This window comes from Massilia sp. TWR1-2-2 (assembly GCF_049897565.1).
Classification (GTDB): Bacteria; Pseudomonadota; Gammaproteobacteria; order Burkholderiales; family Burkholderiaceae_D; genus JAFCUW01.
In genome coordinates, this window is the sequence record NZ_JAFCWM010000007.1 from 192,552 (window position 1) to 219,033 (window position 26,482).

Here is a 26,482-nt window from a genome sequence, read left to right on the forward strand (position 1 = left end):
GAGCTGCCATGGACCTCACTTCTCCGTGGATGAATCCCGAGCTGGAAGGCTTTCGCGACGCGGTGCGCCGCTTCGTCGACAGTGAAGTGGCGCCGCACCAGCAGCGCTTCAGGGACCAGCAGCACGTCGACCGCGCACTGTGGAACAAGGGCGGCGAGATCGGCATGCTGCTGGCCGATATACCGGAACAGTACGGCGGCTCGGGCGGCAGCTTCGCCCACCAGTGCGTCGTTTTCGAGGAGCTCGGCTACGCCGGCGACATGGCGTTCGGCATCCACGTGCACGCCATCGTCGCCCACTACATCCTCAACCAGGGCACCGAAGAACAAAAACAGAAATACCTGCCGCTGTTGGCCAGCGGCGAGATGGTCGGCGCCATCGCCATGTCGGAACCGGGCGCCGGCTCCGACCTGAAGGGCATCCGCACCGCCGCCGTGGCAGGCCCCGGCGGCTACCGCGTCAACGGCTCCAAGACCTTCATCTCGAACGGCTTTTTGGCCGACCTCGTTCTGGTGGTCGTCAAGACCGACCCCGAAGCCGGCGCGCGCGGCGTGTCGCTGCTGTTGCTCGAGACGAACAACAATCCGGGCTTCCGGGTAGGCCGCATCCTCGAAAAAGTCGGCCAGAAGGGCCAGGACACGTGCGAGCTTTTCTTCGACGACGCCCACGTGGCAAGCGACGGTGTCCTGGGCGGCGTCGAAGGACGCGGCTTCGCGCAATTGATGACCGAGCTGCCGTACGAGCGCACCATCCTTGGCGTGTCCGGCGTGGCCGCGATCGAGCGCGCGCTGAAACTGACGGTCGAGCACACGCGTGAGCGCAAGGCATTCGGCCAGGCCCTGATCGAAATGCAGAACACACGCTTCGTGCTGGCCGAGATCAAGACAGAAGCGACCATCGCACGCATCTTCATCGACCGCTGCATCGACGACATGATCGCCGGGCGCATGGATGCGGTGCAGGCGTCGATGGCGAAGTACTGGATCTCGGACCTGCAATGCAAGGTCATCGACCAGTGCGTGCAGCTGTTCGGCGGCTACGGCTACATGCTCGAATACCCGATCGCGCAGATGTACGTCGACGCGCGGGTGCAGCGCATCTACGGCGGCGCCAATGAGATCATGAAAGAAATCATCGCCCGTTCACTGTAAGGGGAACTTCGCATGGCAGGACCGCTGGCAGGAATTCGCGTGGTGGAGATGGTGGGCCTCGGGCCGTGTCCTTTCGCCGCCATGATGTTGGCCGACATGGGCGCGGAAGTGATCCGCATCGACCGCAAGGCGCCGCCCGGCGCCGACAATCCGTTCCCGATGCTCGGCACGAAGTACGACGTGATGGCGCGCGGGCGCCGCTCGCTGGCGCTTGACCTCAAGCTGCCGGCGGCCAAGGAAGTGGTGCTGCGCCTGCTCGACCAGGCCGACGTCGTGCTGGAGGGCTTTCGTCCCGGCGTGATGGAGCGGCTCGGCTTCGGCCCCGACGTCTGCCACGCGCGCAACCCGAAGCTGGTGTACGGCCGCGTGACCGGCTGGGGGCAGCACGGTCCGCTGGCGCAGGCGGCAGGCCATGACCTCAACTACATCGCGCTGACCGGCATGCTGCACGCGATGGGCCGCGCCGACACGCCGCCGGCGCCGCCCTTGAACCTGGTGGGCGACTTCGGTGGCGGCGCCATGATGCTCGCGTTCGGCGTCGTCTGCGCGGTGCTCGAGGCGCGCACCTCCGGCAACGGCCAGGTGGTCGACGCCGCCATGACCGACGGCGCCGCGCTGCTCGGCGCCATGATGTACGGCTTTCGCGCCTTCGGCGCATGGAACGACCAGCGCGCCTCGAACCTGCTCGACGGCGGCGCCCCGTTCTACGATACCTACGCCTGCCTTGACGGCAAATTCATCTCGATCGGCTCGATCGAGCCGCAGTTCTATGCCTTGCTGCTCAAGCTGACCGGCGCCTCCGACCCGGCCTTCAGCGCCCAGATGGACGCCACCAGCTGGCCGCAGATGAAACAGCGCTTCACCGCGCTGTTCGCCACGCGCGGGCGCGGCGACTGGTGCGCTCTGCTCGAAGGCACCGACGTCTGCTTCGCCCCGGTGCTCGACATGGCCGAGGCGCCGGCCCATCCGCACAACGTCGCCCGCGGCACCTTCATCGACATCGACGGCGTGACGCAGCCGGCGCCTGCGCCGCGCTTTTCGCGCACCGCGCCGGCGGTGGGCGCTGCCGCGTCCGCGCCGGGCGCCGACAGCGCCGCCATCCTGGCCGGCTGGGGCTGGGCAGACGCCGATATTGAGGCGCTCAAGGAAGCACACGTGATCTGACGCGTGCAAACGGCCGCGGTAGTAAGATGGCATTCTTGAAACCGCAGAGGAGTCGCGATGGAAAACACGCTGGGTGACCAGGGCCGCATTGCCAGCGCCGGCATGGAAGCCGAAGCGCTGCCCGGCCGCGACCTGTTCGTCGTCGCCAAGTGCCTGGTGCCGACCGATGCCTACGTGCTGCAGGGCTGCCTGGTGGCGGGCGGCGTGCCGGCGGTGGTGGCCGACGCCAACCACGTGCAGGCCGACCTGCTGATCGCGCCGGCGCTCGGCGGCGTGCGCATCCTGGCGCCCGCCGAATACCTGCAGCAGGCGGAAGAAATCCTCGCCGCCTACGAGCGCGGCGACTACCAGCTCGACGAAAACACCGACGTGGGCGAGCCCGATTGAGCACCGCCGTACCGATCGACAAGGAAGGCGAACTGCGCGCCTCCAAGCGGCTGGCGCTGATGTTCTTTATCGGCGCCGGCGTCGTGTTCGCCGTGACGCTGTTCCTGCCGCCGCTGTGGTGGGTCGGTCTTCTCAAAGCGTTCGCCGAGGCGGCGATGATTGGCGCGCTGGCCGACTGGTTCGCCGTCGTCGCCCTGTTCAAGCGGGTGCCGATTCCGTTCGTGTCGCGCCATACCGCCATCATCCCCAAGAACAAGGAGAAAATCGCCGACAACCTGGCCGTGTTCGTGCGCGACAAATTTCTCGATACCGAATCGGTGGTGAGCCTGATCCGGCGCCACGATCCCGCGCAGAAGGTGGCCGACTGGCTGGTCCGGCCCGACAACGCCAAGGTGCTGGGCGACTACCTGGTCAAGCTGGCCGCCGGCGTACTCGATTTCATCGAGGACGCGCCGGTGCAGAACTTCATCCGCAAGGCGGTGCACTCGCTGGTCAACAGCGTCGACCTGTCGCAGTCGGCCGGCGTGATCATCGAATCGATGACCAAAAACGGGCGCCACCAGCAGCTGCTCGACGAAGGCATCAACCAGCTCGCCACGCTGCTGCACAACGAAGAGACGCAGGCCTTCATCGCGCAGGGCATCGTCGACTGGCTGAAGGAAGAATACGCGGTGTTCGAAAAAGTGCTGCCGTCGGAGATGATCGGCCGCAAGGGCGCCGACATCGCGGTGCGGCTGGCGGCCGGCATTCTTGCCAAGGTCAATGGCGACCCCGATCACGAGCTGCGCCGCAACTTCGACCGCTTCACCCACGACTTCGTCGAGCGGCTGAAAAACGATCCCGAGTTCCATCAGAAGGGCGAGGAGATCAAGCAGTACCTGCTAGGCGACGACACCCTCAACACCTACTTGAAGTCATTGTGGGACGACCTGAAGGCGTGGCTGAAAAAGGACCTGCACAGCGAGCAGTCGGTGCTGCACCAGCGCGTGGTGGCCACCGGCAGCTGGATCGGCCGCACGCTGGCCGAGGACGCGCGGCTGCGCCAGTCGCTCAACGACCATCTGGAGGCGGCGGTACGCAGCGCGGCGCCGGAGTTTGCGCAGTTCCTGACCCGGCACATCGCCGACACCGTGAAGAACTGGGACAGCGAGGAGATGTCGCAGCAGATCGAGCTCAATATCGGCAAGGACCTGCAGTACATCCGCATCAACGGCACCTTGGTCGGCGGCTTGATCGGCGTGGTGCTGTACCTGGTGTCGACCTTGCCGGCGCTGCTGGGCGTCGCCGCGCGCTGAGCGATGGTACGGGGTCAGCCCCCGGTTTTTCCGTTGGGGGTCTGACCCAGGGTCTGACCCCGGTTTTTGTTGGCGGCGGCACACCGAGGTCAGACCCCTTGAAAGTAAAACCGGGTCTGACTCCTGAACGTTACGCTTTTACGTCAAAGACGGTCAGTTTGCCATTTGCATCGATCTGCACTTGATACGGGATCCGGACATCGGGAAATCCGAAGTCGCGGGTGTTGCGTGTAACCAGGATGCGGCCGTGCACATCGGCGGTCGCTTTGATGATGGCGTCCGGTATAGGGAGCTTCTTCGCGCCGGGTGCAAAGCTGGCGCTGCGCAACGCGACAGTGCGGTCCGCAACGGCGCCCACTTCAAGCGGGTGGACGGTGAACGACGCTAATTGCGCCTTTGTCTGCCTCTCGGCGTCCGGGTCACTATGCACACCGGCAAGCACTTCTAGCCAGGTAATGACGCTGATGGCGATGTCATCGTGTTTGGCGACTTCATCTGCGGCCTGCGGAATTCCGTTAAAGAAGTCGATGACGATAGTAGTGTCGAGGAGGACTAGTTCCATTCTGACCGCGCCTCCTGCTGGTACTGCAAGCCCTCTTTCGGCGCCGTCGCAAGTTCCTTCCAGATACCAAATCCGTCCATGATGGCACGCTTCTTTGCTTCCTGAGGGTCGGGTTGCGGGGCTTCTTGCGAGCGCGAAATAGCGTGGGATTGTTGCGACCTGATGAATTTCTGCACCAAGCCGTTCTGCTTGAACTGCTCCGCGCGCAGTATCTCCAAGCCGATCATCACAGCACAGTTTGCGACATCCGATGGCAAAACATGTTGGAGCGTCGCAATTTCCTGCGCGCTTTTTGCCGCGTTCTCTTCCAGCTCAACGGTAATTTTTCCCATGGCAATTCTCGCACGGTCCTGAACCAGGTCAGTGTATCGCATGGACGCATGCTTGTCGCACTGTCGCCGCAACTGCGCGGCTGGCGACATCTCAGGCTGTCTGGGGATTGCCGCGTTGAGCTAAATCACGTCGATGCGAAAGCGAGCAGGATCAAGCCGGCGGCCACGATAACGGAAGCGGCGATGCGCCTGGCGCCAAATTTCTCGCCCAAAAAACAGCGATCCGATACACGCCGCGAACACGACGCTCGTTTCGCGTAGCGCGACGACCTGCGCGATCGGCGCGATCGACATGGCGGCGAGCGCGATCGCGTAGCCGCCCACGGAAAGCACGCCGGCCGCCACGGCCGAACGCCAATGGCCGTGCGCGAACGTCGCCATCGCGTCCTTGCCGCGCGTGCCGGCAAAGGCAACCATGCCGATGCCGATGCCGGTGCAGATTTCAAGCCACGCGATGTAGCCGAGCAGCGTGCCGCCTTTGCGTATCCCCAGGCCGCTCAAGAAACTGTAGCCGGCGATCGCCACGCCGGTGCACAGCGCCAGCATGATGGCCTTGCGGTTGCTTGTACTGGTGCCGGAGGCGAGCAGCAACACGCCGGCCGACAGCAGGCACACGCCAAGCATCGACATGGCGCCGAATACCTCGCCGGCCAGCAGCGCGCCGGGTAGCAGGACCAGCAGCGGCGCGATGCCGCGCGCGATCGGGTACACCTGGTTCATGTCGCCGACGCGGTAGGAGGCAATCATCAGTCCGAAATAGGCGTAGTGGATCGCCGCCGCGGCGAGCAGATAGGGCAGCGCCTGCGTCGACGGCAGCGGCACGATGATGGCGGTGACGATGCCCGCGACCAGGCCGACCAGGCGGATCGCCGCCAGCATCAGCACGCGGTCGCCGCTGGTCTTGAGCAAGGCATTCCACGACGCGTGCGCCAGTGCGGCCAGCAGGACCGCGGCGTACGCCGCGACCAGCGGCATCGCTTACACCGCCCGCCGGCCGCTGGCCTTCACAGCTCCAGCGTCCCGCACGGCACGCTGACGATCATCGTGTAGCCGAATACTTCGAGCTGCTGCGCATCGCTGAAATTGAGGGTCACGCCGGCCAGCCAGTCGAGTAGCGGCTGGCGCGCGGGATTGCGCGTGTCGAGCTGCTGCACGACGTTCCTGGCAAATGGCCGCGAATAGGTCAGGCGCACGTCGAACGGGCAGGACATCGCGTTGAAGTCGAAAAAGACCGGCTTTGCCAGGTCCTTGCCGGTGCGCAGAAAATTGACCAGGGTGCTGTCGCGCAGCACGGTGCGCGGTCCGCCGCTAAGGAGGAAACGGTAGGCGCGCAAGACCTCGACCGGCCCCTTGTCGAGGCACGGCAGCCGCAGCCCCGCGGCGAATTCCTCGACCGAATTGCGCAGGCCCTGGTGCGGCGTGGCGGCGATCCACTCCATCGCCGGCGGCAGGTCGGGCGCGGTGAAGCGCAGCTTCACCAGCAGCACGCCCTGCTGCTCCATGCGCAAGGCCTGGCGCGGATACACCGGTTTGGCGTCGGCGACGGTATGGCGCATGCAGCTCATCTGAGCGGCGCGCGCGGGGTCGGCGCTGTCGCGCGGCGGCGACGCCACCACCCGGCTGCGTCCGTCCGGATCGAAAGAGTACTCGCGCAGCAAGGTGACCGGGCCGCCGGCGGCCTGCATGCACGGAACGCGGTATTGCTCGACGTGCTCGCTGACGACATCGTCGAGCGCACGGATGCCGGATCGTCGCACAAGCGTGACGCGCGGGGAGCGCTCGGGATCGCGGAACTCGAGCTGCACGCGCACGACGCCGCCTTCTTTGCGGTTGAGCGATTCGGCCGGGTAATCCGGGCGGTCGGGCCCGCCGGCCGGCAGGGTCAGGCATGCCAGCGCAGGCGAGGGCGCGAGCACCGTATCGCCGGCGAGGGCGGTCGTCGGAATCGCGCAAAGCAAGAGCGCGGCGAACATGCCGAACAGCGGCGAGGTTCGGAGGAGTGGCATGGTGCTTCTTCGAAAAGATTGTGAATTGAGTCATATCATCGCATATTCGTTTCTTGAGCGAAACTACAAATCGCGGCATGCAGCGATAATTGGTTATTCAGATCGCAACGCACCGGCGTAAGATAGCCGGGCGCATTGCGCCAACTGTTCTCGAAAGGACCGTCATGACAGCACAGAAACCATCCAGCATGCTGGCCGCATCATTTCTCGTCGTTGCCTTGCTGGCCGCCGCTGGGGCCTCGGCGCAGATCAAGCGCACGCCGGTGCTGACCGCGGACGTCGCCGCGCCAGGCCAGCAGGCGGTAGTGGTGCGCGGCGAGATCGACGGCGGCGTGCTCGCGCCGCGCCACACCCATCCGGGCGACGAGATCAGCTACGTGCTGGAAGGCGAAGTCGAACTGCTGATCGACGGCGAGCCGCCGCGGCTCGTCAAGGCTGGCGAAGCCTTCGTCGTCCTCGCCGGTAAAGTGCACGGCGCGCGCAATCCGGGCACGGCGCCGCTGCGCTTTGTCGGCGTGTATGTCGTCGACAAGAGCAAACCGCTGGCCACGCCGGCGAAGTAATCGCGGCTCACGGCCTGCGCATCAGGTGCCGGAAGGTCGGCTCGATGTGTTTCGCGTGCAGGTGGCGGACGATGTCTTCCAGCGTGGCGTCCATCAGCAGTAAGCCATTCACTGGGACAGGGGCGCTCTCGCCGGCGCCCGCCGCGCCGCCATGCGCCTGCTGCAGCATCGTCATCGCCCGCTGAAACTGCGCCGCGCCGATGCTTTGCACGCTCTCGAGCAGGGCGGCCTGACCGGCGATTGGCGGCGCCATCTCCAGCCCCGCCTCGTCGGTGAACGACGCGCCCAGTCCCGGATTGATGAAGGCCGACCATTTGCCGCTGGACTGGTGCAGGCATGGCGGCAGTTCGACCGGCGCCGTCGCGGCGTCCGCGCGCAGTTCCATGCCCGGAAAGTACGCCTGGCGCAGCAGCCCGAGGAACTGCTGGATCACCGACGTCGGCACGGCCCGCTCGAGCGACAGCCACAGAGCGTATCCATCGTCGCCGGAAATGCTCACCGCCGGCGCCGGCAGGCCAAGCTCCGCCTGCACGGCGTTGGCTACCTCGCACAGGATTGTCCAATGTTCGCCTTCGATGTCGGTCTTGACGAACGGGATGACCATGGCGCGCGCCTGGCTGTCGCCGTTTGCCAGGCTGACGGCGCGCAGCTGCTGTTCGAGCGCCGGCGCCGACATGGCGCCAGGCGGCAGGTATAACCTGGTCAATTCGGCGATCAATTTATTCATTTGCTTCCTTCGAGTGCGCGCTGGCGCGACGCCAGCACGGCGCCGGCAAACAGCGCCACGGCGGAATATATCAGCCCGCGCTGCAAGCCGCCCGGCCCGTCGGCGATCCAGCCGATCATCGACGGCCCGACGATCTGCCCGAGCGCGAACACCGTCGTGAACGCGCTGATGCCGGACGACCAGGCGTGCTGCGGCAAATTGTGGCGCACCAGCGCGGTGGTGGAGGCCACCACGGACAGGAAAATCGCGCCGAACATCAGGCCCGAGACAAACACCAGCACTGGCGCCGACGTCAACGCCGGCATGATGGTCGCCACGCCGAGCAGTCCATTGAGCACCGCCATCGACTGGCCGCCCTTGAAGCGGTCGAGCATGCGCGCCCAGATGCGCGACGAGGCGATCACCGCCACTCCGAGCATCGAGTAAAACAGCGTGATGGTGCCGGCGCCCATGCCTTGCTCCTTGAGCACGGCGATGACGAAGGTCATGTAGCCGATGTAGCCGACGCCGAACATCAGATAGCCGAGCAGCCCGAACGCAAAGGGCCGCAGGCGGAAATTGCCGTGCGCGCTGGCCGGCGAGGCGGCGCCGTCGATGTGGCGCGCCGGCAGCGCCATCGCCACCGTCGCCAGCAGGCAGACGGCGCCCAGCGCCACCCACGCCCACTGCCACCCATGCGCGGCGCCGCTTGCGCCGGCCGCGGCCAGCGCAAGCGGCACCAGCAGCGCCGAGATCACGATGCCGATGCCGGTGCCGCCGTAGTAGATGCCGATCAGCAGGCCGGCGCGGTCCGGATGCAGCAGACTGAGCCGCGCGGCCAGCACGCCGCCGGCAATGAAGATGGCGGCGCTGGCAATGCCGGCCAGCACGCGCTGCAGAATCAGCAGTTCGGCGTTCACCACCAGGCCGGACAGCATCATGAAGATGCCGGCCAGCACGGCGCCGCCGACCAGCGCGGCTTGGGCGCCGAAGCGCCGCATGATGGCCGGCGTGATCAGCGCGCCGATGAAGTAGCCGAGCGCATTGCCGGTATTCATCGAGCCGGACAACAGGTAACTCCAGCCCAGGTCGTCGCGCATCGGCGGCAGCAACAGCGCGTATGAAAAGCGCGTCAGGCCAAGCGACACGGCAGCGCCCAGCGACAGGGCAAGCGCGGTCAGGAACGGCCGGCGCGCCGCGAGGGACGGCGCGCTCGCCGGTGAATCGACAGGTGCTTTCAACGTACTCTTCATTTCCTCTTTCGTGCAGTTCAGCCGCATCACCAGTGCACATCATAAGCCGAGCCAGCGTTGCGGGTGAAAAGTGAAATTGAGCGATAACATTCAGATAAAATGCATCTTTGATAGAATGGTGCTGCTGACGAGCACGACTCACACGATGTGAGCATTTTTTGTAGTTGTTGATGCACTCATGCATTTTGGAGAATCGAATGGTTTCCGCAGTTGCCCGCCCCTACATCGACGCCAGTGTTCCCGTGTTGCGCGAACATGGCCTCGCCATCACCACGACGTTCTACCGCAATATGTTTGCCGCGCACCCGGAGCTGACCAACTTGTTCAACATGGGCAACCAGGCCAATGGCAGCCAGCAGCAGTCGCTCGCCTCCGCCGTGTTTGCCTACGCGGCCAACATCGACAACGCCGCCGTGCTCGCCCCGGTCGTCAGCCGCATCGTGCACAAGCACGCGTCGCTCGGCATCACGGCGCAGCACTATCCGATCGTCGGCCGCTACCTGCTCGGCGCCATCCAGCAAGTGCTCGGCGATGCCGCCACGCCGGCGCTGATCGCCGCCTGGGATGAGGCGTATTCCGAACTGGCCGCCGCGCTGATCGCCGCCGAGAACGTGCTGTACGCGCAAGCCGGCATTGCGCCCGGCCAGCTCAACGACATGCGGGTCATCGACGTCATCGACGAAAGCGACGACATCACCGCGTTCGTGCTCGCACCTGCCGGTGGGGAAGCGGCGCCCGCCTTCAAGCCGGGCCAGTACCTGAGCGTGTCCGTCACGTTCGATGACGGCGCCACGCAGCTGCGCCAGTACAGCCTGTCCGACGCGCCGAATGGCCAGTCGCTGCGCATCTCCGTCAAGCGCGAGCGCGAGGGCGACGCCACGCCGGCCGGCCGTGTATCGAACTGGCTGCACCAGCATGTGGTCAAGGGCAGCATCTTGAAAGTGACGCATCCGTTCGGCGACTTCACCGCCGACACCGAAGGCGCCGCGCCGATCGTGCTGATGTCGGCCGGAGTCGGGATCACGCCGATGATCGCGGTACTGAACCGCATCGCGCGCATCAATCCGCAGCGGCACGTCACGTTCGTCCACGCCGCCCGTGCCGGCCGCCATCACGCGCACCGCGCCGATGTCGCCGTGGCGAAGCAGTCGATGCCGAACCTTTCGGTAGCTACCTTCTACGAAACGTTTGCGCCCGAGGACGATTCGTCGATCGCCGCGGGTATGATGGACGTGAGCAAGGTGCCGGCGTGGGCCTACCAGGATGCCGACGTCTACCTGTGCGGCCCGGTCGCCTTCATGCAGGCACAGTGGCGCTCGCTCATCGAAGCGGGCGTGCCGGCAAGCCGCCTGCACCGCGAAGTGTTCGGCCCCGAGCTGCTCAATTACGTGAACTAGGCATGAAAGGCAAGCGATGACCTCGATTACGGCAGCATCGATACCGCTGATGGTCGACGCATTTTACGCGCGCGTGCGCGACGACGCCGTGCTCGGGCCGGTGTTTGCCAGCAAGCTCGAAGGCAAGTGGGACCAGCACATGCCACGCATGGTTGCGTTCTGGACCAAGGTGCTGCTGGGCACCGGCGAGTTCGAGGGCAACGTCTTCGCCAAGCACATGGCATTGAACGGCATCGGCAAGGAGCATTTCGTCCGCTGGCTGGCGCTGTTCAGGATGACGGCGATCGAGGTGTTCGGCATCGAGGAGTCCGCCGCGGCGATCCAGGTCGCCGAGCGGATCGCCGGCAGCCTGCAGCTGGGTTTTTTCGGCGAAATCCAGGTGTGACGGCGCGGCCGGCATGGCGAACCGGCCCGCGCGAACTAGTGTGTTACTGTTAACTGGCCACCTCGCCACTCAGTGTTTTCACGGGCGCGCTCTTCGCTGCTTGCCCATCGCCTGGTCGATATTCCGTCCGATCCCAGGGCCGCTGCAATTCACCCACGAGGAAACTTCATGAGCATTCCCGCCAAGCCCCAACTGTTGGTGATCAACGCCGGATCGTCGAGCATCAAGTTTGCCCTGTTCAATACGGCCCCGATCGTGACCGCGGTATTCGAGGGCGAAATCAGCGGCATCGGGCGTCCCGGCAGCTGCTTTACCGTGCATGGCGCCGACAGCCGCGATACGCTGGAGCGCAGGTTTGCCGTTGCAGACCGCGTCACCGCCGTCAATGTGCTGGTCGACTGGCTGGCCGCGCGGCTCGAGCCGGCGTCGCTGGCGGCCATTGCGCACCGCGTCGTCCATGGCGGCGTGCATGTCGCCACTTGCGAAAAGATCGACGGCGCCATGCTCGGCGCGCTGTACGACTGTGCCACCGCCGACCCCGAGCATTTGCCGCAGGAATTGCACCTGATCGAAACGCTGCGCCGCCGCTATCCGGATGTCACCCATATCGCCTGCTTCGACAGCGCCTTCCACGCCGGCATGCCGGCGGTGGCCAGCATGATGGCCATTCCGCACCGCTATTACGACGCCGGCGTCAGGCGCTTCGGCTACCACGGCCTGTCGTGCGCCTACCTGATGCGCCAGCTGGGCAGCATCATCGGGCCGGACGCGGCCGCCGGCAAGGTCATCCTGGCCCACCTCGGCGGCGGCGCCAGCGTCACTGCCGTGCAGGGCGGCCAAAGCCGCGATACCACGATGGGTTTCTCCCCCGCCGGCGGCATCGCCATGGGCAACCGCTCCGGCGACATCGATCCCGGCCTGGCCTGGCATTGCTTCCGCAACGAGGCCATGGAGCCGGCCCGCTTCAACCACATGCTCAACCACGAATCGGGTCTGCTGGGCGTGTCCGGCAGCAGCGGCGACCTGCGCGAGCTGATGGCGCGCGCGAAAGCCGATCCGCGCGCCGCCCAGGCCGTCGACCTGTTCTGCTACCAGGCGCGCAAGGCGATCTGCGCGATGGCCGCCGCCATCAAGGGCGTCGGCACGCTGGTGTTTACCGCCGGGGTCGGCGCCAATTCGGCCGAGGCGCGCGAGCGCATCTGCGAGGGCCTGGCCCACATCGGCGTGCGCCTCGACCCGGCGCGCAATGCCGCCGGTGCCGCGCTCATTTCCGCCGACGACAGCCTCGTCAGCGTGCGCATCATCCACACCGACGAGCAATGGATGATCGCCGAAGAGGCGCACATGTTGCTGCGTCAAGACAACGGCAGCAATGCCGGAATGGAAGTCCATGGATGACATGACCGTGCCGGCCGCCGCCACCGCAGAGACGCTGCGCGACATGCACGCGTACTGGCGCGCGGCCAACTACCTGTCGGTCGGGCAGATATATTTGCTCGACAACCCGATGCTGCGCCAGCCGCTGACGCAAGCGCACGTCAAGCCGCGCCTGCTGGGCCACTGGGGCACGACGCCCGGGCTCAACTTCATCTACGTGCACCTGAACCGCGTCATCCTGGCGCATGACCTGTCGGTGCTGTACGTCACCGGCCCCGGCCATGGCGGGCCGGGCCTGGTCGCCAATGCCTACCTGGAAGACACCTACAGCGAGGTGTATCCGGACATCGCGCAAGACGCCGAAGGCATGCGGCGCCTGTTCAAGCAATTCTCCTTTCCCGGCGGGATCCCGAGCCACGTGTCGGCCGAGACGCCTGGCTCGATCCACGAAGGGGGCGAGCTCGGCTATTCCTTGTCGCATGCATTCGGCGCCGCCTTCGACAATCCCGACCTGATCGTTGCCTGCGTGGTCGGCGACGGCGAAGCCGAGACCGGCGCGCTGGCAACGAGCTGGCACTCGAACAAGTTCCTCAATCCGGTGCACGACGGCGCCGTGCTGCCGATTCTGCACCTGAACGGCTACAAGATTGCCGGGCCGACCGTGCTCGCGCGCATCCCGCGCGCCGAACTGGCCGCCTTGATGACCGGCTACGGCTACGAGCCGTTCTTCGTCGAAGGCGACGATCCGGACGCCATGCACCGGCTGATGGCCGACACGCTCGACCTGGTCGTGCAGCGCATCGGCGCCATCCAGCGCGACGCGCGCGCCAACGGTTTCACCGATCGCCCGCGCTGGCCGATGATCGTGCTGCGCTCGCCCAAAGGCTGGACCGGTCCACAGACGGTGGACGGCAAGCCGAGCGAAGGGACCTTTCGCGCGCACCAGGTGCCGATCGCGGACATGCACAAGCCGGGCCACCTGGCGCTGCTGGAACAATGGATGCACAGCTATGCGCCGCACGAGTTGTTCGACGCGGCCGGCAAACTGATCGCGCCGCTGCGCGCACTGGCGCCGGCCGGCGCACGCCGCATGAGCGCCAATCCGGTCGCCAACGGCGGCGCGCTGCTGCGCGACCTGGAACTGCCCAACGTGCATGAGTTTGCCGTCAGCGTGGCGGCGCCCGGCGCCGCGCTGGCCGAATCGACCCGCGTGCAGGGCGAGTACCTGCGCGCGGTGATGCAGCAAAACATGAGCAATTTCCGCATCTTCAGCCCGGACGAAACGGCGTCGAACCGCTGGGCCGCCGTGTTCGACGCGACCGCCCGCTGTTCGACCGCCGAGATCCTTCGCGGCGACGAAGATGTCGCCGCCGACGGCCGGGTGATGGAAATGCTCAGCGAGCATCAATGCGAAGGCTGGCTCGAAGGCTATCTGCTGACCGGCCGCCACGGCATGTTCTCCTGCTACGAGGCGTTCATCCACATCGTCGATTCGATGTTCAACCAGCACGCCAAGTGGCTCAAGTCGGCCAACGCGATCGGCTGGCGCGAGCCGATCGCTTCGCTGAACTACTTGCTGTCGTCGCATGTCTGGCGCCAGGACCACAACGGCGCCAGCCACCAGGACCCGGGCTTCATCGACCATGTGCTCAACAAGAAGGCCGAGATCGTCCGCGTCTACCTGCCGCCGGACGCCAACACGCTGCTCGCCGTCACCGATCATTGCCTGCGCAGCCGCAACAAGATCAACGTCATCGTCGCCGGCAAGCATCCGGAAGCGCAGTGGCTGGGCATCGACGCCGCCATCGCCCATTGCCGCGCCGGCATCGGCGTATGGGAATGGGCCAGCAACGACCGCGACGACGATGTCGACGTCGTGCTGGCGTGCGCCGGCGACGTGCCGACGCTCGAAACGCTGGCCGCGGTGCAGATGCTGCGCGAGCATTTTCCGACGCTCAGCGTGCGTGTCGTCAACATCGTCGACCTGATGACCTTGCAGCCGGCGCACGTGCACCCGCACGGCCTGGACGAGGCGCAGTTCGACACCATGTTCACCATCGACAGGCCGGTCATCTTTGCCTACCACGGCTACCCGTCGCTGATCCATCGGCTCACCTACCGGCGCGCCAACCACGCCAACATCCACGTGCACGGCTTTCGCGAGGAGGGCACGACGACCACGCCATTCGACATGGTGGTGCTCAACGAGGTCGACCGCTTCCACCTGTTCGCCGCCACCGTGAAGCGCGTGCCCAAGCTGCAGCACGTCCGCCAGGCGGCGCTGCGGTTCGCCGAGGACAGTCTCGCGGCGCACAGCGCGTACATCCGCCAACACGGCATCGACATGCCGTCCATTCTGGACTGGACCTGGAACACCGGCGCGCCGAACAACGCGCACTGAACAACGATCGGAGACACACCATGCAGCAACTTGATTGCACTAAGCTTGAACTGGCAGCGAAGATCCTCGGCGCCGCCCGGGAGCTCACGCTCGCCACCGTGCGCGCCGACGGCTCGCCGCACGCGTCGACCATCAACTTCGCCTGCGAGGACTTGATCATCTATGCGGCGATCTCGATCGATGGTGGCAAGGCGCACGACCTGGGCCGCGATGCGCGGGTGGCGCTGACCGTCAACGCGCCCTGCGACAAGTGGAGCGAGATCCAGGGCATGTCGATCGACGGCCGCGCCGCCTTCATCACCGAACCGGCCGAGCTCAGTTTTGCCAGCGCGCTGCTGCTGCACAAGCTGCCCGACTATGCGCGCATCATCACCGAGCCCGACATCCTGCCGTGGCCGGGGATGCTGTTCATCCGCATCACGCCGGAGCGGGTGGCGCTGCTCGACTACACGCGCCGCTTCGGCCACACCGACACGTTCGACCTGCGCGAGGCCAGTTAAGACGCGACCGAGGTCAGTTGGGTTCGGCCGACGGGAAGAACAGCTGCTGGCCGGCCGGGCGGAACGACGCGATGCGCTGCTGGCCTTCGCTTGACGTGATCCAGTCGGTCAGCGCGCGCGCGCCCCTGGCGTTGACTCCCGGATGGCGCGCCGGGTTGACGGTGATGATGCCGTACGGGTTATACATCTTCGGGTCGCCTTCGACCACGATCGCCAGCCCGGTCTTGGCCTTGTAGGTGCTGTAGGTAGCGCGGTCGGTCAGCGTGTAGGCCTGCAGTTCGGCCGCCATCGTCAGCACTTCGCCCATGCCCAGCCCCGCCGACAGGTAGCGGCTGCCGGCCGGCAGCGTGCCGGCCATTTTCCAGTAGCTCTTTTCCATGACGTCGGTGCCGGAGGCGTCGCCGCGCGAGATGAACTTGGCGCCGGTTGCGGCGATTCTGCGCAGCGCGGCGACGACTTCCTTGCTGCCCTTGATGCCGGCCGGATCGGACACCGGCCCGGCGATCACGAAGTCGTTGTACATCACGTCGCGCCGGTCGATGCCGTAGCCGTCGGCGACAAACTTGTCTTCGGCGGCGCGCGCGTGCACCAGCGTGACGTCGACGTCGCCGTTTTTCGCCAGTTCCAGCGCCTTGCCGGTGCCGACCGAGATGACCTGCACCTTGATGCCGGCGCGCGCTTCGAAGGCCGGCAGCAGCCACGCCAGCAGACCGGAGTTTTCGGTGCTGGTGGTAGTGGACAGGCGCAGCGCCTGCGCCTGTACGAGGAGCGGGCTGCAGGCGAGGGCGATGGCGGCGATGAGTTTGGCGGTTTTCATGGTGATCCCTTAGCTGAAGCGGTAAATCAGGTCGCCGTCGCGCAGCTTCAGGCGGCGCACGCCGGGCAGGCCGATCAGGTCGCGGTCGTGGCAGGCGATGACGACGGTGGTGCCGGCGTCGAGCAGCGCCGGGATCAGCGCGATGACCTGCTCGCGCGCGGCGCCGTCGAGGTTGGCGGTGGGCTCGTCGAGCAGCAGCAGCCTGGGCGCGAGCACCTTGGCGCGCGCCAGCGCGATGCGCTGCTTCTCGCCGCCCGACAGGCTGGCCGGGTTGGCGTCGCGCAGGTGCGTGACCCCCGCCCACATTATCGCCGCTTCCACCGTTTGCGCCAGGCGCGCGCCGCGCATGCCGCGCGCGGCCAGGCCGTAGCCGATGTTGTGGGCGACGCTGGTGGCGAACATGATCGGGTCCTGGTGCACGTAGACGACGCCGGCGCGCAGCTCGGGCGGGTAGGGCGCAAGCTGCAGCAGCTCGCCGCACCACAGCAGCGACGACGGCTCGCTCTTGTCGAGCCCTCCCAGCATGCGCAGCAAGGTGGTCTTGCCGGCGCCATTGATGCCGGTCAGGACGTAGGCGGTGGCGGCATCGAGCGAGAAGTCGGCGATGTCGAACACCACCCGTTCGCCGTGCTGGCGGCGCAGCCGGCCGACCATCATCAGGCTGCTCATGGCCGCCCCCGCGCGGCGTGGGCGTCGCCCTGCGCCAGCATCAGCGCGCCGTTCATCGCCAGCGCGACGACGATCAGCACGATGCCCAGCGCAATGCCCTGGGCGAATTCGCCCTTGCTCGTTTCGAGCGCGATGGCGGTGGTGATGGTGCGCGTTTCGCCGGCGATGTTCCCGCCTACCATGAGAGCGCAGCCGACTTCCGAGATCACGCGCCCGAAGCCGCTGATGACCGCGGCCATGACGCCGAAGCGCGCCTCGAACAGTACCGTCGCCATCACGCGCCAGCGGCCCGCGCCGAGCGTGATCGCCGTTTCGGCGTAGCGCGGATCGGCCGCCTGCACCGCCGACAGCGTAAACGCCAGCAGCACCGGCAGCGCGATCAGGCACTGGCCGGCGATGATGCCGCTTTGCGAGAACAGCCAGTGCAGGCCCCCCAGCGGTCCCTGGCGCGACAGCATCAGGTACAGCAGCAGGCCAATCAACACGGTCGGCATCGACAGCGACGCCTGCACCAGCCAGATCACCAGCCGGCGCCCGCCAAAGCGGAAGCTGGCGATCGCGTAGCCGAGCACGATGGCCAGCGGCGCGGCCAGCAGCAGGCCGACGACGCTCGTCTTGAGCGAAATCCAGACGATGGTCCACAGGGCGGCGTCGCCCGACAGCAGCAGGGCGAAGGCCCCGCGGATGGCGTCGAGAATCGGCATCAGGCGCTCTGTGGATGGATCGTCACGCCGGTGTCAGCCTCCGCAAGACCTGGCCGCCGCCGTAGCTGCTTTGCGCCTCCACCTCGCCGCCCAGCGCCACCCGGATCGCGCAGTACTTGAACTCGGGGATCTTGCCGAACGGGTCGAGCGCGGCGTTGGTCAGCTTGTTGATGGCTGCCTCGTAGTAGCAGAACGGCACGAAGATGGCGCCGCGCGGCGAACTGTCGTCGGCCCGCGCGTACAGCGTCACCTTGCCGCGCCGCGACTCGATGGTGATGACGTCGCCCGGCTTGCCGCCCATGCCGGTCAGGTCGAGCGGGTGCACCAGCGCCACCGGATCGGGCTCGAGGGCGTCGAGTACCGCAGTGCGGCGCGTCATGCTGCCGGTGTGCCAGTGCTCCAGCTGGCGCCCGGTGATCAAGACCATCGGGTAGGCCGTGTCGGGCCGCTCGTCGGCCGGGATGATGTCGGCCGGGACGAAGCGCGCGCGGCCTGAGTCGCGCGGGAACGTCTCGATAAACACCACCGGGTCGCCCGGGTCGCCTTCGGCAACGCACGGGTAGGTGACGGAGTGTTCGCGCTCGAGGCGATCCCACGTGATGCCGCCGATGCTAGGCATGGTGTGGCGCATCTCGTCGAATACTTCCGACACGTGCTTGTAGTTCCAGTCGAGGCCCAGGCGCCTGGCCAGCTCCTGCAGGATCCACAGGTCCTGCCTAGCCTGGCCCGGCGGGTCGATCGCCTGGCGGCCCATCTGCACCGTGCGATCGGTATTGGTGAAGCTGCCGGTCTTTTCCGGGAACGCGGAAGCGGGCAAGATGACGTCGGCCAGGTAGCAGGTCTCGGTCAGGAAGATGTCCTGCACCACCAGGTGCTCGAGGGCGGCGAGCGACTCGCGCGCGTGGTTGGCGTCGGGGTCGGACATGGCCGGGTTCTCGCCCATGATATACATGCCGCGGATCTGTCCCGCCTTGATGGCGTGCATGATCTCGACCACGGTCAGGCCAGGCGTGCCATCGAGCGGCGTGTTCCAGGCAGCTTCGAACTTGGCGCGCACGGCCGGGTTGTCGACCCGCTGGTAGTCCGGGAACATCATCGGGATCAGGCCGGCGTCGGACGCGCCCTGCACGTTGTTCTGGCCGCGCAGCGGATGCAGGCCGGTGCCGGGACGACCGATCTGGCCGGTCATCAGCGCCAGCGCGATCAGGCAGCGCGCGTTGTCGGTGCCGTGGATGTGCTGCGAAATGCCCATCCCCCACAGGATCATCGAGCCCTTCGAGGTAGCGTACAGGCGCGCCACGTAGCGCAGCGTGTCGGCGTCGATGCCGCAGATCGGCGCCATCAGCTCGGGGCTGTAGCCTTCGACGTTCTGCTTCAGTTCATCGTAGCCGATGGTGCGGCTGGCGATGAAGTCGGCGTCGACCAGGTTCTCGTGGACGATCACGTGCATCATCGCGTTGAGCATGGCGACGTCGGTGTCGGGCTTGAACTGCAGGTAGCGGTGCGACATGCGCGCCAGGTCGGAGCGGCGCGGATCGCACACCACCAGCTTGGTGCCGTTCTTGACGGCGTTCTTGATCCAGGTGGCGGCCACCGGGTGGTTGACGGTCGGGTTGGCGCCGATGACGATCACCACTTCGGCTTTCGTCACGTCCATCACCGGGTTCGACACCGCGCCCGAACCGATCCCCTCGAGCAGCGCGGCCACCGACGAGGCGTGGCACAGGCGCGTGCAGTGGTCGACGTTGTTGCTGCCAAATCCGGTGCGCACCAGTTTCTGGAACAGGTAGGCTTCCTCGTTGCTGCCCTTGGCCGAGCCGAAGCCGGCCAGCGATTTTTTGCCATGGGTGTCGCGGATGTTCGACAGGGCGCCGCCGGCCAGCGCCAGCGCTTCTTCCCAGGTCGCTTCACGGAACACGTCCATGACGCGGTCCGGATCCATCACGAAGTCGCCGCGTTTCGGCGCGTCGGCGCGACGGATCAGCGGCACCGTCAGGCGGTGCGGATGGTGCGCGTAGTCGAAGCCGTAGCGGCCCTTGACGCACAGGCGCTCGTGGTTGGCCGGGCCGTCGCGCCCTTCGACGAACAGGATCTTGTTGTCCTTGACGTTGTAGGTCAGCTGGCAGCCAACGCCGCAGTAAGGGCAGACCGAATCGACCTTCTTGTCGGGCGCCGTCAGCGCCACTTCGCGCGCCGGCATCAGGGCGCCGGTCGGGCAGGCCTGCACGCATTCGCCGCAGGCCACGCAGGTGGAGTCGCCCATCGGGTCGTCCATGTCGAACACGATCTTTGTCTGGTCGCCGCGAAACGCCAGGCCGATCACGTCGTTGACCTGTTCGTCGCGGCAGGCGCGCACGCAGCGGGTGCACTGGATGCAGGCGTCGAGGTTGACGGTGATGGCCGCGTGCGACGCGTCTTGCCGAGGCTGGCGGCGCGCGGCGAAGCGCGGCTTGCCGACGGCAAGCTTGCGCGCCCAGAAGTCGACTTCGTTGTGGCGCGTGTATTCGGTTTCCGGCATGTCCGACAGCAGCAGTTCGAGCACCATCTTTTGCGCCGCGACCGCGCGCGCGCTGTCGGTCGTGACCTTCATGCCGTCGGTCGGGTAGCGGCAGCACGACGGCGCGAGCACGCGCTCGCCATTGATCTCGACCATGCAGGAGCGGCAGTTGCCGACCACTTCCATGCCTTCGCGGTAGCACAGGCGCGGGATGTCGATCCCCTCGCGGTCGGCCACTTCGATCAGCGTTTCGGTCGACAGCGCTTCGACCGTGCGGCCGTTGATGTCGAAAGTGACGGCCACGCCTTGCAGGGCAACGCGGTTCAATCTGGTTATCGCATTCATGGTTTCACCAACTCATTCGGGAAATATTTGACGACGCAGTCGATCGGATTCGGCGCTGCCTGGCCGAGGCCGCAGATCGAGGCGTCGCGCATTACCTGCGACAACTCGTCCAGCAGCACCAGGTCCCACACGGGCTGTTCGATCAGGGTCAGCGCCTTGGCGGTGCCGACGCGGCACGGCGTGCACTGGCCGCACGATTCGTCCTTGAAAAACTTCAGCGTGTTGCGCGCCGCCGCTGCCGCCGTGTCCAGGTTCGACAGTACCACGACCGCCGCCGAGCCGATGAAGCAGCCGTACGGCTGCAGCGTATCGAAGTCGAGCGGGATGTTGTTCATCGACGCCGGCAGGATGCCGCCCGACGCGCCGCCCGGCAGGTAGCCGTAAAAGGTCTGCCCCTCAAGCATGCCGCCGCAGTATTCGTCGATCAGCTCCTGGATGGTGATACCGGCCGGCGCCACCTTCACGCCCGGCTGCTTGACGCGGCCCGATACCGAGAACGAACGCAATCCTTTGCGGCCGTTGCGGCCATGGCTGCCGAACCAGTCGGCGCCTTTTTCGAGGATGTCGCGCACCCAGTGCAGCGTTTCGAAGTTGTGCTGCAAGGTCGGCAGGCCGAACACGCCGACCTGGGCGACGTACGGCGGGCGCAGGCGCGGCATGCCGCGCTTGCCTTCGATCGATTCGATCATGGCCGACTCTTCGCCGCAGATGTAGGCGCCGGCGCCGCGCCGCAGCACCAGCTTCGGCATGCGCGCCATCGGCGGGTCGATGCGCAGCTTCTCGAGTTCAGCTTCGAGCATGGTGCGGCAGCCGTGGTATTCGTCGCGCAGGTAGATGAAGACGGTTTCGACGTCCGTGACCCAGGCGGCGATCAGCGCGCCTTCGAGGAAGCGGTGCGGATCGCGCTCGAGGTAGTAGCGGTCCTTGAAGGTGCCCGGCTCGCCTTCGTCGAGGTTGATCGCCATCAGGCGCGGGCCCGGTTCACCGCGCACGATGCGCCATTTTCGCCCGGCCGGAAAACCTGCGCCGCCGAGGCCCCGCAAGCCCGAGCCTTCCATTTTCTGGATGACCGATTCGACGTCGTGCTTGCCGTCGGTGCAGTCGCGCAGCAGCGCGTAGCCGCCGGCGGCGCGGTAGGCGTCGAGATCGATGAAGCCTTGCGGCGTATGGGTCGTTTCACCGGCGGCGACCTTGGCGACGATGGTGTCGACGGTGGCGTTTGGCACCGGATGCTGGCCGACGACGGCGGCAGGCGCCTGTTCGCAGCGGCCGATGCACGGCGCGGCGAGAACACGCACCTCGGTGCCGAGAATGCCGGGCAAGCGCGCCAGCAGGTCACGGGCGCCGGCCATTTCGCACGACAAGCCGTCGCACACGCGCACCGTCAGCGCGGCGGGCGCGTCTGCGCCTTCCTTGACGACGTCGAAGTGGTGGTAGAACGTCGCCACTTCGTACACTTCGGCTTGCGCCAGCTTCATTTCCGCCGCCAGCGCGGCGAGGTGCTGGGCCGACAGGCTGCCGTAGCGATCCTGGATCTTGTGCAGGTGTTCGATCAGCAGGTCGGCCTGGCGCGATTCAATGCCCAGCAGGGCCTGCACGTCGGCGAGCGCTTGCGGGTCAACGCGGCGGCCTTTTGGTGCCTGGCGCTTGCGCTCGCGCGATGCGCCCTGCACGGCGATGGGAATGATTGGGTGGTTCATTGCTTTGTCCGGTGGAACGAGGGGAACAAGCGCCAGGGCAGGCGCGACGGCTAGCCCTGGCGAAGGTTTGTTGTAGTGTCAATATGTCATTGACACACGAAGCGGTATCACTTGAAGAACACCGCTGCCTTTTGCAAGGTCAGCCAGATGCCGATCGACAGCGGGATGCCCACTGCAAGCCAGGCAAAGGCGGCGACAGCCGGGTTGTTGTTGATCACAACGACGCCGCCGGTATTGCCCGAGGTGCCAGCCATGCTGTTGTTCAGGCTGACATCGCGGTCGTGCGCCAGCTTCTTTTCGGCGGCCAGTTCGGCGTCGGTCATGAAGTACTTGTCGGCGACCGGGCGGATCAGCAGGTTGCACAGCAGGCCCAGCGCTATCATCCCGGACAGCACGTACATAGTCACATCATACGCCTGCGCCTTCGGCACACCATTGGCGATTTGATATTCGCGGATGTAGTTGACCAGCACCGGACCGAACACGCCGGCTGCCGACCATGCGGTCAGCAGGCGACCGTGAATCGCGCCCACCATCTGGGTGCCGAACAGGTCGGCGAGGTAGGCTGGCACAGTGGCGAAACCGCCGCCGTACATGGACATGATAATGCAGAACGCGGCGACGAACAGGAACAGGTTGTTGGCGTGGGCCGAGTTCGGGATCGACGCGTACAGGATGAAGCCGAGGATAAAGAAGATCGAATAGGTTGGCTTGCGGCCGAGGTAGTCCGAGCACGACGCCCACACAATACGGCCGCCGATGTTAAACAGCGACAGCAAACCGAGGAAGCTGGCGCCGACCGCTGCGATCGACGCTTTCTGCGCCACCGACAGGTCGTTGAAGGCCAGGTCCACGCCGATGAGCTTGCCGGCGAAGATTTCCTGCAGCATCGGCGAGGCCATGCCGAGAATGCCGATGCCGGCCGTCACGTTCAGGCACAGCACCCCCCACAGCAGCCAGAATTGCGGAATGCCCCAGACGCGTTTCACGTGCACGTGGCGCGGCGTGATCATGGTGTTGGTCTTGGCGCTGACCGGTGGCGTCCAGCCGGCTGGTTTCCAGCCCAAAGCCGGCACGCGGTAGGACAGGGCGCCGGCCATCATGAAGACGAAGTAGACAGCTGCCATGACGAGGAAGGTTTGCCACACGCCGACCGAAGTCGGGCTGGCGAAGTACTTCATCAGCGCTGCAGCCATTGGCGCGCCGATGACGGCGCCGCCGCCGAAGCCCATGATGGCCATGCCGGTGGCCATGCCGCGGCGGTCCGGGAACCATTTGATCAGCGTTGACACGGGCGAAATGTAGCCGAGACCTAAGCCGATGCCGCCGATCACGCCGGAGCCGAGCCACATCATCCACATCTGGTGCTTGTAGATACCGATCGCTGAAATGACGAGGCCGCCGCACCAGCACAGCGCCGACACGACACCGGCCTTGCGGGGACCGGCGCGCTCGAGCCAGCCGCCGAACATGGCAGCGGAGCCGCCGAGGAAGACGAAGAACAGGGTGTACATCCAGCCCAGCGAGGAGATTTTCCAGTCGCAGGTGGTGGTGAACAGTTCCGCCAGCAGGCTCATTTCTTTCGCACAAGCGACCGGATCCTTGATGCCGATCGCGCGCGACAGCGGCAGCCAGAACACGGAAAAGCCATACGCCATACCGATGCACAGGTGAATAGCCAGGGCCGCCGGCGGCACCAGCCAGCGATTAAAACTCGGAGCCGCAATGGTGCGTTCCTTGTCTAGTACATCCAATAAAGCCATGTCTCACTCCATTTTTTACGTTTTATGAATATGCTTTTTTAAGCATATTTCCCCAACCACTTTTATTATTTTTGCAGAGTAGCACGATGCAATTTGGTTCGAAATAGGCTATTTTAAGCATATGCTCAAAGTTCAAATCCGCCCGCACTGGGAAATTCGCTTCGGCGCCTCGCCCCCGCTCGACACCGCCGCACTGCTGGGACTGCTGCTGGCCGTCCAGGACACCGGCTCGATCGCCAAGGCAGCCAAATCGGTCAAGCTGTCCTACCGCTACGCCTGGGGCCTGTTGCGCGATGCTGAACAATTATTCGGCGACAGCCTGCTGCAGACGGGCCGCGGGCGCGGCACCACCTTGACGCCGTTGGCGCAAAAGCTGGTCTGGGCCGACCGCCGCATCGCCGCCCGGCTGTCGCCCACCCTCGAGAGCCTGGCGTCGGAACTGGAAGTTGAACTGGGCAAGATGGCGCCGGACCGGCTGCGCATGATCCGCATGGACGCCAGTCACGGCTTCGCGGTGGCGGCGTTGATGGTTCACCTGAACAAGGTGGAGATGCCGGTGGAGTTGCGTTATCGCAACAGCACCGATGCGGTGGCGGCGTTGTCGCGGCGCGAATGCGACCTGGCCGGCTTCCACGTGCCGACCGGCCACTTCCAGCCGGCGGCGATGGACTGGTACACGCGCTGGCTCGATCCGGCCCAGCACTGCCTGATTCACCTGGCGGTGCGTCACCAGGGGCTGTTCGTCGCGCCCGGCAATCCCTTGAACATCCGCGGGCTGGAAGACCTGGTGCGCACCGACATTCGTTTCGTCAACCGGCAGATCGGATCGGGCACGCGCAAGCTGCTTGAGCTGATGCTCGACGCCGGGGACATCAATGTGCACGACATCAATGGCGTCAACAGCGCCGAGTTCACCCATTCGGCGGTGGCCGCGTACATCGCCAGCGGCATGGCCGACGTCGGCATCGGCGTGCGCACGGCGGCGCAGCGGTTCAATCTCGATTTCATCCCGCTGGTGCGCGAGCGCTATTTTTTCGCGCTGCGCCAGGATGCGGTGGACGACCCGCTGATCCGCCAGTTCATTGCCATCTTGCAGTTGCCCGAGTATCACCTGCGGGTCAATGAGCTGACCGGGTACGATGCGGCCGATACGGGGAAGATCCTGTCGCTGGAGGAGGCGTTCGGGTAGCTGCCGCGCTCGAACTTGTGCCGCGTTATATGCCCAGCAAAAACATCACATCGGACAGCGTCGCCGGCGTGCCTCCTCCTCAAAAATACACTGTCACGCTGGACGGGCGGTATTTCATCGTCAACGGCCGGCTGTGGCGTACGAGCAATCCTGGATTGGCACCCGAAGTCCGCCAGGAACTGGTCGACCAGCTCATGACCGCGCGCAGGCAGGTCGGCGCAGCGAAGAAGGCGGGCGACGCCGAAGCGATGCTTGCCGCGCGCGCGGCAGTCGACGGGGCAAAACGCGCGCTCGGCGAGCGGGGACCGGTGTGGTGGACCGATGGTTCCCCCGATTTCAACCGTCGGCTCGTCGTCAACACTCCGTATGCGACCTGGTATGCGTAGTAGTCGGTGCAGAGCCGGTTAGCTCAACAGCCTGCAATTGCGCGACAATTCGCTGGCAAATCTTGCCTACTCGTAGTCGAATCGTCCACATATCCTCAGGTTTCCGCATCACCACACAGGAAGTCCGATGGCTATTCAAAAATTGCGAATTGCAGGCATCATTGCGCCTGCCTGCCTTCTGGCCGCTTGTGGCGGCAACGACACGCCCCCGCTACCGCCTCAGATAGCCAGCACGTTCACGACCAGCGCAGATGGCTGGCAAGGTGGTTACTCCGACTATCACGGCGCAACTGAACCGACCGACGTCGTCTGGGCGCCCCGTTCTTTGACGGCCCCGCTGTCGGGAAGCGCTTACTACACTGGTGGGACAAATCGCAGCGACGATCTTTTCATCTACAGCAAAAAGAAATTCAGCGGGTATGCGCCTTCGACGCTGTACAAGCTGAGCTTTGAAATCGAGATCGCAACCAATCAGTCCTCGGGCTGCTTCGGTGTCGGCGGTTCACCAGGCGCGAGCGTCTATGTGGTTGCGGGCGCGGCGCCGACGGAACCTAAAACCGTTTTGACTGATGGTCAGTACATTCTTAACCTGGACCGCGTCAATCAAGCCACGCCAGGCGCAGCATCCCAAGTGCTCGGCAACGTCGCAAACGCGGTGACAAACTGCGGGCCTCAGGTGTATCAAACTTGCCGGGCTGGCCGCGTAAATCCAATGACGATTGCCGGCACCGTGGCCCCTGAGGCCAAGATGTCAAACGTAGCGTTCCGGCCCGCTTCATCGGCAGCGTTGTCGGGCGTCGCCAATTCGGTTGATCTAGGGAAGCACTGATTTATTCTTCGGGCACTGGTTCCGTCTGCTAGCAAGACCTGAGACAATAACGGCACGCACACTACCGTCCAGTTGATCATGCAGAAGAGTTTTTCCGACCTTGA

25 protein-coding genes are annotated in these 26,482 nt (G+C 65.6%); 13 read left to right on the plus strand and 12 right to left on the minus strand.

Features of this window, described 5'->3' with window-relative positions; genetic code table 11:
• Window positions 1-8: 8 nt before the first annotated feature.
• Genes ACP7DD_RS09155 through ACP7DD_RS09170 form a run of 4 tightly spaced genes read left to right on the plus strand, consistent with a single transcriptional unit; the run spans window position 9 to window position 3,997 of the window.
• Window positions 9-1,151, plus strand: coding sequence for an acyl-CoA dehydrogenase family protein (locus ACP7DD_RS09155; protein WP_426174436.1), 1,143 nt, complete (start codon window positions 9-11; stop codon window positions 1,149-1,151).
• A 12-nt stretch (window positions 1,152-1,163) separates the two neighbouring features.
• On the plus strand, window positions 1,164-2,315 hold the full coding sequence (locus ACP7DD_RS09160; RefSeq protein ID WP_426174437.1) for a CaiB/BaiF CoA transferase family protein: 1,152 nt from the start codon (window positions 1,164-1,166) through the stop codon (window positions 2,313-2,315).
• Between the two features lie 57 nt (window positions 2,316-2,372).
• A complete protein-coding gene (locus ACP7DD_RS09165) occupies window positions 2,373-2,702 on the plus strand; it encodes a hypothetical protein (RefSeq protein ID WP_426174438.1) in 330 nt (109 codons plus the stop codon).
• A 14-nt stretch (window positions 2,703-2,716) separates the two neighbouring features.
• On the plus strand, window positions 2,717-3,997 hold the full coding sequence (locus ACP7DD_RS09170) for a DUF445 domain-containing protein (protein ID WP_426174471.1): 1,281 nt from the start codon (window positions 2,717-2,719) through the stop codon (window positions 3,995-3,997).
• Window positions 3,998-4,127: 130 nt separating this feature from the next.
• Here the strand turns inward: ACP7DD_RS09170 and ACP7DD_RS09175 are convergent, their stop codons facing one another.
• From ACP7DD_RS09175 to ACP7DD_RS09190, 4 genes are all read right to left on the minus strand, one after another.
• Window positions 4,128-4,559, minus strand: a complete 432-nt coding sequence (locus ACP7DD_RS09175; RefSeq protein ID WP_426174439.1) for a PIN domain-containing protein — start codon at window positions 4,557-4,559, stop codon at window positions 4,128-4,130.
• Window positions 4,550-4,891 (minus strand): hypothetical protein, encoded by a 342-nt coding sequence (locus ACP7DD_RS09180; RefSeq protein ID WP_426174440.1) that lies wholly within the window; start codon window positions 4,889-4,891, stop codon window positions 4,550-4,552. The genes ACP7DD_RS09175 and ACP7DD_RS09180 overlap by 10 nt, the downstream gene beginning before the upstream one ends.
• Window positions 4,892-5,011: 120 nt before the next feature.
• The gene (locus ACP7DD_RS09185) at window positions 5,012-5,866 is read right to left on the minus strand and encodes an EamA family transporter (protein ID WP_426174441.1); all 855 of its coding nucleotides are present in this window, start codon (window positions 5,864-5,866) and stop codon (window positions 5,012-5,014) included.
• A gap of 29 nt (window positions 5,867-5,895) precedes the next feature.
• Window positions 5,896-6,897, minus strand: a complete 1,002-nt coding sequence (locus tag ACP7DD_RS09190) for a hypothetical protein (RefSeq protein WP_426174442.1) — start codon at window positions 6,895-6,897, stop codon at window positions 5,896-5,898.
• 164 nt (window positions 6,898-7,061) lie between these two features.
• Here ACP7DD_RS09190 and ACP7DD_RS09195 point away from each other — a divergent pair, with 164 nt between their 5' ends.
• Window positions 7,062-7,460 (plus strand): cupin domain-containing protein, encoded by a 399-nt coding sequence (locus ACP7DD_RS09195; RefSeq protein ID WP_426174443.1) that lies wholly within the window; start codon window positions 7,062-7,064, stop codon window positions 7,458-7,460.
• 7 nt (window positions 7,461-7,467) lie between these two features.
• On the opposite strand, the gene ACP7DD_RS09200 is transcribed toward ACP7DD_RS09195, so the two are convergent.
• Both ACP7DD_RS09200 and ACP7DD_RS09205 read right to left on the minus strand, forming a co-directional pair.
• The gene (locus tag ACP7DD_RS09200; RefSeq protein WP_426174444.1) at window positions 7,468-8,187 is read right to left on the minus strand and encodes a hypothetical protein; all 720 of its coding nucleotides are present in this window, start codon (window positions 8,185-8,187) and stop codon (window positions 7,468-7,470) included.
• Window positions 8,184-9,419 (minus strand): YbfB/YjiJ family MFS transporter, encoded by a 1,236-nt coding sequence (locus ACP7DD_RS09205; protein WP_426174447.1) that lies wholly within the window; start codon window positions 9,417-9,419, stop codon window positions 8,184-8,186. The genes ACP7DD_RS09200 and ACP7DD_RS09205 overlap by 4 nt, the downstream gene beginning before the upstream one ends.
• A 197-nt stretch (window positions 9,420-9,616) precedes the next feature.
• Here ACP7DD_RS09205 and hmpA point away from each other — a divergent pair, with 197 nt between their 5' ends.
• From hmpA to ACP7DD_RS09230, 5 genes are all read left to right on the plus strand, one after another.
• On the plus strand, window positions 9,617-10,816 hold the full coding sequence (gene hmpA, locus ACP7DD_RS09210) for an NO-inducible flavohemoprotein (protein WP_426174448.1): 1,200 nt from the start codon (window positions 9,617-9,619) through the stop codon (window positions 10,814-10,816).
• Between the two features lie 16 nt (window positions 10,817-10,832).
• Window positions 10,833-11,201 carry a group III truncated hemoglobin gene (locus tag ACP7DD_RS09215; protein WP_426174449.1) on the plus strand — a complete coding sequence of 123 codons (369 nt, stop codon included), beginning with the start codon at window positions 10,833-10,835 and terminating at the stop codon, window positions 11,199-11,201.
• 168 nt (window positions 11,202-11,369) lie between these two features.
• Window positions 11,370-12,599: an acetate/propionate family kinase gene (locus ACP7DD_RS09220; protein WP_426174450.1), complete on the plus strand. Its 1,230-nt coding sequence runs from the start codon at window positions 11,370-11,372 to the stop codon at window positions 12,597-12,599.
• Complete coding sequence (locus tag ACP7DD_RS09225; RefSeq protein ID WP_426174451.1) at window positions 12,592-14,979, plus strand: phosphoketolase family protein; 2,388 nt, start codon at window positions 12,592-12,594, stop codon at window positions 14,977-14,979. Before ACP7DD_RS09220 ends, ACP7DD_RS09225 begins: the two co-directional genes overlap by 8 nt.
• A gap of 20 nt (window positions 14,980-14,999) precedes the next feature.
• Window positions 15,000-15,479: a pyridoxamine 5'-phosphate oxidase family protein gene (locus ACP7DD_RS09230; protein ID WP_426174452.1), complete on the plus strand. Its 480-nt coding sequence runs from the start codon at window positions 15,000-15,002 to the stop codon at window positions 15,477-15,479.
• A gap of 13 nt (window positions 15,480-15,492) precedes the next feature.
• Here the strand turns inward: ACP7DD_RS09230 and ACP7DD_RS09235 are convergent, their stop codons facing one another.
• The 6 genes from ACP7DD_RS09235 to ACP7DD_RS09260 all read right to left on the minus strand — a co-directional run bounded on the left by ACP7DD_RS09235 (window position 15,493) and on the right by ACP7DD_RS09260 (window position 23,974).
• Window positions 15,493-16,296, minus strand: coding sequence for a substrate-binding domain-containing protein (locus ACP7DD_RS09235; protein ID WP_426174453.1), 804 nt, complete (start codon window positions 16,294-16,296; stop codon window positions 15,493-15,495).
• A 9-nt stretch (window positions 16,297-16,305) separates the two neighbouring features.
• A complete protein-coding gene (locus ACP7DD_RS09240) occupies window positions 16,306-16,965 on the minus strand; it encodes an energy-coupling factor ABC transporter ATP-binding protein (protein WP_426174454.1) in 660 nt (219 codons plus the stop codon).
• Complete coding sequence (locus ACP7DD_RS09245) at window positions 16,962-17,669, minus strand: ABC transporter permease (RefSeq protein WP_426174455.1); 708 nt, start codon at window positions 17,667-17,669, stop codon at window positions 16,962-16,964. The genes ACP7DD_RS09240 and ACP7DD_RS09245 overlap by 4 nt, the downstream gene beginning before the upstream one ends.
• A 22-nt stretch (window positions 17,670-17,691) precedes the next feature.
• Complete coding sequence (fdhF, locus tag ACP7DD_RS09250; protein WP_426174457.1) at window positions 17,692-20,511, minus strand: formate dehydrogenase subunit alpha; 2,820 nt, start codon at window positions 20,509-20,511, stop codon at window positions 17,692-17,694.
• Window positions 20,508-22,211 carry an NAD(P)H-dependent oxidoreductase subunit E gene (locus ACP7DD_RS09255; RefSeq protein ID WP_426174458.1) on the minus strand — a complete coding sequence of 568 codons (1,704 nt, stop codon included), beginning with the start codon at window positions 22,209-22,211 and terminating at the stop codon, window positions 20,508-20,510. The genes fdhF and ACP7DD_RS09255 overlap by 4 nt, the downstream gene beginning before the upstream one ends.
• A gap of 107 nt (window positions 22,212-22,318) precedes the next feature.
• Complete coding sequence (locus ACP7DD_RS09260) at window positions 22,319-23,974, minus strand: OFA family MFS transporter (RefSeq protein ID WP_426174459.1); 1,656 nt, start codon at window positions 23,972-23,974, stop codon at window positions 22,319-22,321.
• A 121-nt stretch (window positions 23,975-24,095) separates the two neighbouring features.
• Here ACP7DD_RS09260 and ACP7DD_RS09265 point away from each other — a divergent pair, with 121 nt between their 5' ends.
• The 3 genes from ACP7DD_RS09265 to ACP7DD_RS09275 all read left to right on the plus strand — a co-directional run bounded on the left by ACP7DD_RS09265 (window position 24,096) and on the right by ACP7DD_RS09275 (window position 26,378).
• The gene (locus ACP7DD_RS09265) at window positions 24,096-25,163 is read left to right on the plus strand and encodes a substrate-binding domain-containing protein (protein WP_426174460.1); all 1,068 of its coding nucleotides are present in this window, start codon (window positions 24,096-24,098) and stop codon (window positions 25,161-25,163) included.
• Window positions 25,164-25,192: 29 nt separating this feature from the next.
• The gene (locus ACP7DD_RS09270) at window positions 25,193-25,549 is read left to right on the plus strand and encodes a hypothetical protein (protein ID WP_426174461.1); all 357 of its coding nucleotides are present in this window, start codon (window positions 25,193-25,195) and stop codon (window positions 25,547-25,549) included.
• Window positions 25,550-25,676: 127 nt separating this feature from the next.
• Window positions 25,677-26,378, plus strand: a complete 702-nt coding sequence (locus tag ACP7DD_RS09275) for a hypothetical protein (protein ID WP_426174462.1) — start codon at window positions 25,677-25,679, stop codon at window positions 26,376-26,378.
• The last annotated feature ends 104 nt before the right edge of the window (window positions 26,379-26,482 follow it).

Coding starts and splice junctions, on each gene's coding strand:
- ACP7DD_RS09155 (WP_426174436.1), top strand. CDS start 9: ATGGACCTCACTTCTCCGTGGATGAATCCCGAGCTGGAAGGCTTTCGC.
- ACP7DD_RS09160 (WP_426174437.1), top strand. CDS start 1,164: ATGGCAGGACCGCTGGCAGGAATTCGCGTGGTGGAGATGGTGGGCCTC.
- ACP7DD_RS09165 (WP_426174438.1), top strand. CDS start 2,373: ATGGAAAACACGCTGGGTGACCAGGGCCGCATTGCCAGCGCCGGCATG.
- ACP7DD_RS09175 (WP_426174439.1), bottom strand. CDS start 4,559: ATGGAACTAGTCCTCCTCGACACTACTATCGTCATCGACTTCTTTAAC.
- ACP7DD_RS09180 (WP_426174440.1), bottom strand. CDS start 4,891: ATGGGAAAAATTACCGTTGAGCTGGAAGAGAACGCGGCAAAAAGCGCG.
- ACP7DD_RS09185 (WP_426174441.1), bottom strand. CDS start 5,866: ATGCCGCTGGTCGCGGCGTACGCCGCGGTCCTGCTGGCCGCACTGGCG.
- ACP7DD_RS09190 (WP_426174442.1), bottom strand. CDS start 6,897: ATGCCACTCCTCCGAACCTCGCCGCTGTTCGGCATGTTCGCCGCGCTC.
- ACP7DD_RS09195 (WP_426174443.1), top strand. CDS start 7,062: ATGACAGCACAGAAACCATCCAGCATGCTGGCCGCATCATTTCTCGTC.
- ACP7DD_RS09200 (WP_426174444.1), bottom strand. CDS start 8,187: ATGAATAAATTGATCGCCGAATTGACCAGGTTATACCTGCCGCCTGGC.
- ACP7DD_RS09205 (WP_426174447.1), bottom strand. CDS start 9,419: ATGAAGAGTACGTTGAAAGCACCTGTCGATTCACCGGCGAGCGCGCCG.
- hmpA (WP_426174448.1), top strand. CDS start 9,617: ATGGTTTCCGCAGTTGCCCGCCCCTACATCGACGCCAGTGTTCCCGTG.
- ACP7DD_RS09215 (WP_426174449.1), top strand. CDS start 10,833: ATGACCTCGATTACGGCAGCATCGATACCGCTGATGGTCGACGCATTT.
- ACP7DD_RS09220 (WP_426174450.1), top strand. CDS start 11,370: ATGAGCATTCCCGCCAAGCCCCAACTGTTGGTGATCAACGCCGGATCG.
- ACP7DD_RS09225 (WP_426174451.1), top strand. CDS start 12,592: ATGGATGACATGACCGTGCCGGCCGCCGCCACCGCAGAGACGCTGCGC.
- ACP7DD_RS09230 (WP_426174452.1), top strand. CDS start 15,000: ATGCAGCAACTTGATTGCACTAAGCTTGAACTGGCAGCGAAGATCCTC.
- ACP7DD_RS09235 (WP_426174453.1), bottom strand. CDS start 16,296: ATGAAAACCGCCAAACTCATCGCCGCCATCGCCCTCGCCTGCAGCCCG.
- ACP7DD_RS09240 (WP_426174454.1), bottom strand. CDS start 16,965: ATGAGCAGCCTGATGATGGTCGGCCGGCTGCGCCGCCAGCACGGCGAA.
- ACP7DD_RS09245 (WP_426174455.1), bottom strand. CDS start 17,669: ATGCCGATTCTCGACGCCATCCGCGGGGCCTTCGCCCTGCTGCTGTCG.
- fdhF (WP_426174457.1), bottom strand. CDS start 20,511: ATGAATGCGATAACCAGATTGAACCGCGTTGCCCTGCAAGGCGTGGCC.
- ACP7DD_RS09255 (WP_426174458.1), bottom strand. CDS start 22,211: ATGAACCACCCAATCATTCCCATCGCCGTGCAGGGCGCATCGCGCGAG.
- ACP7DD_RS09260 (WP_426174459.1), bottom strand. CDS start 23,974: ATGGCTTTATTGGATGTACTAGACAAGGAACGCACCATTGCGGCTCCG.
- ACP7DD_RS09265 (WP_426174460.1), top strand. CDS start 24,096: ATGCTCAAAGTTCAAATCCGCCCGCACTGGGAAATTCGCTTCGGCGCC.
- ACP7DD_RS09270 (WP_426174461.1), top strand. CDS start 25,193: ATGCCCAGCAAAAACATCACATCGGACAGCGTCGCCGGCGTGCCTCCT.
- ACP7DD_RS09275 (WP_426174462.1), top strand. CDS start 25,677: ATGGCTATTCAAAAATTGCGAATTGCAGGCATCATTGCGCCTGCCTGC.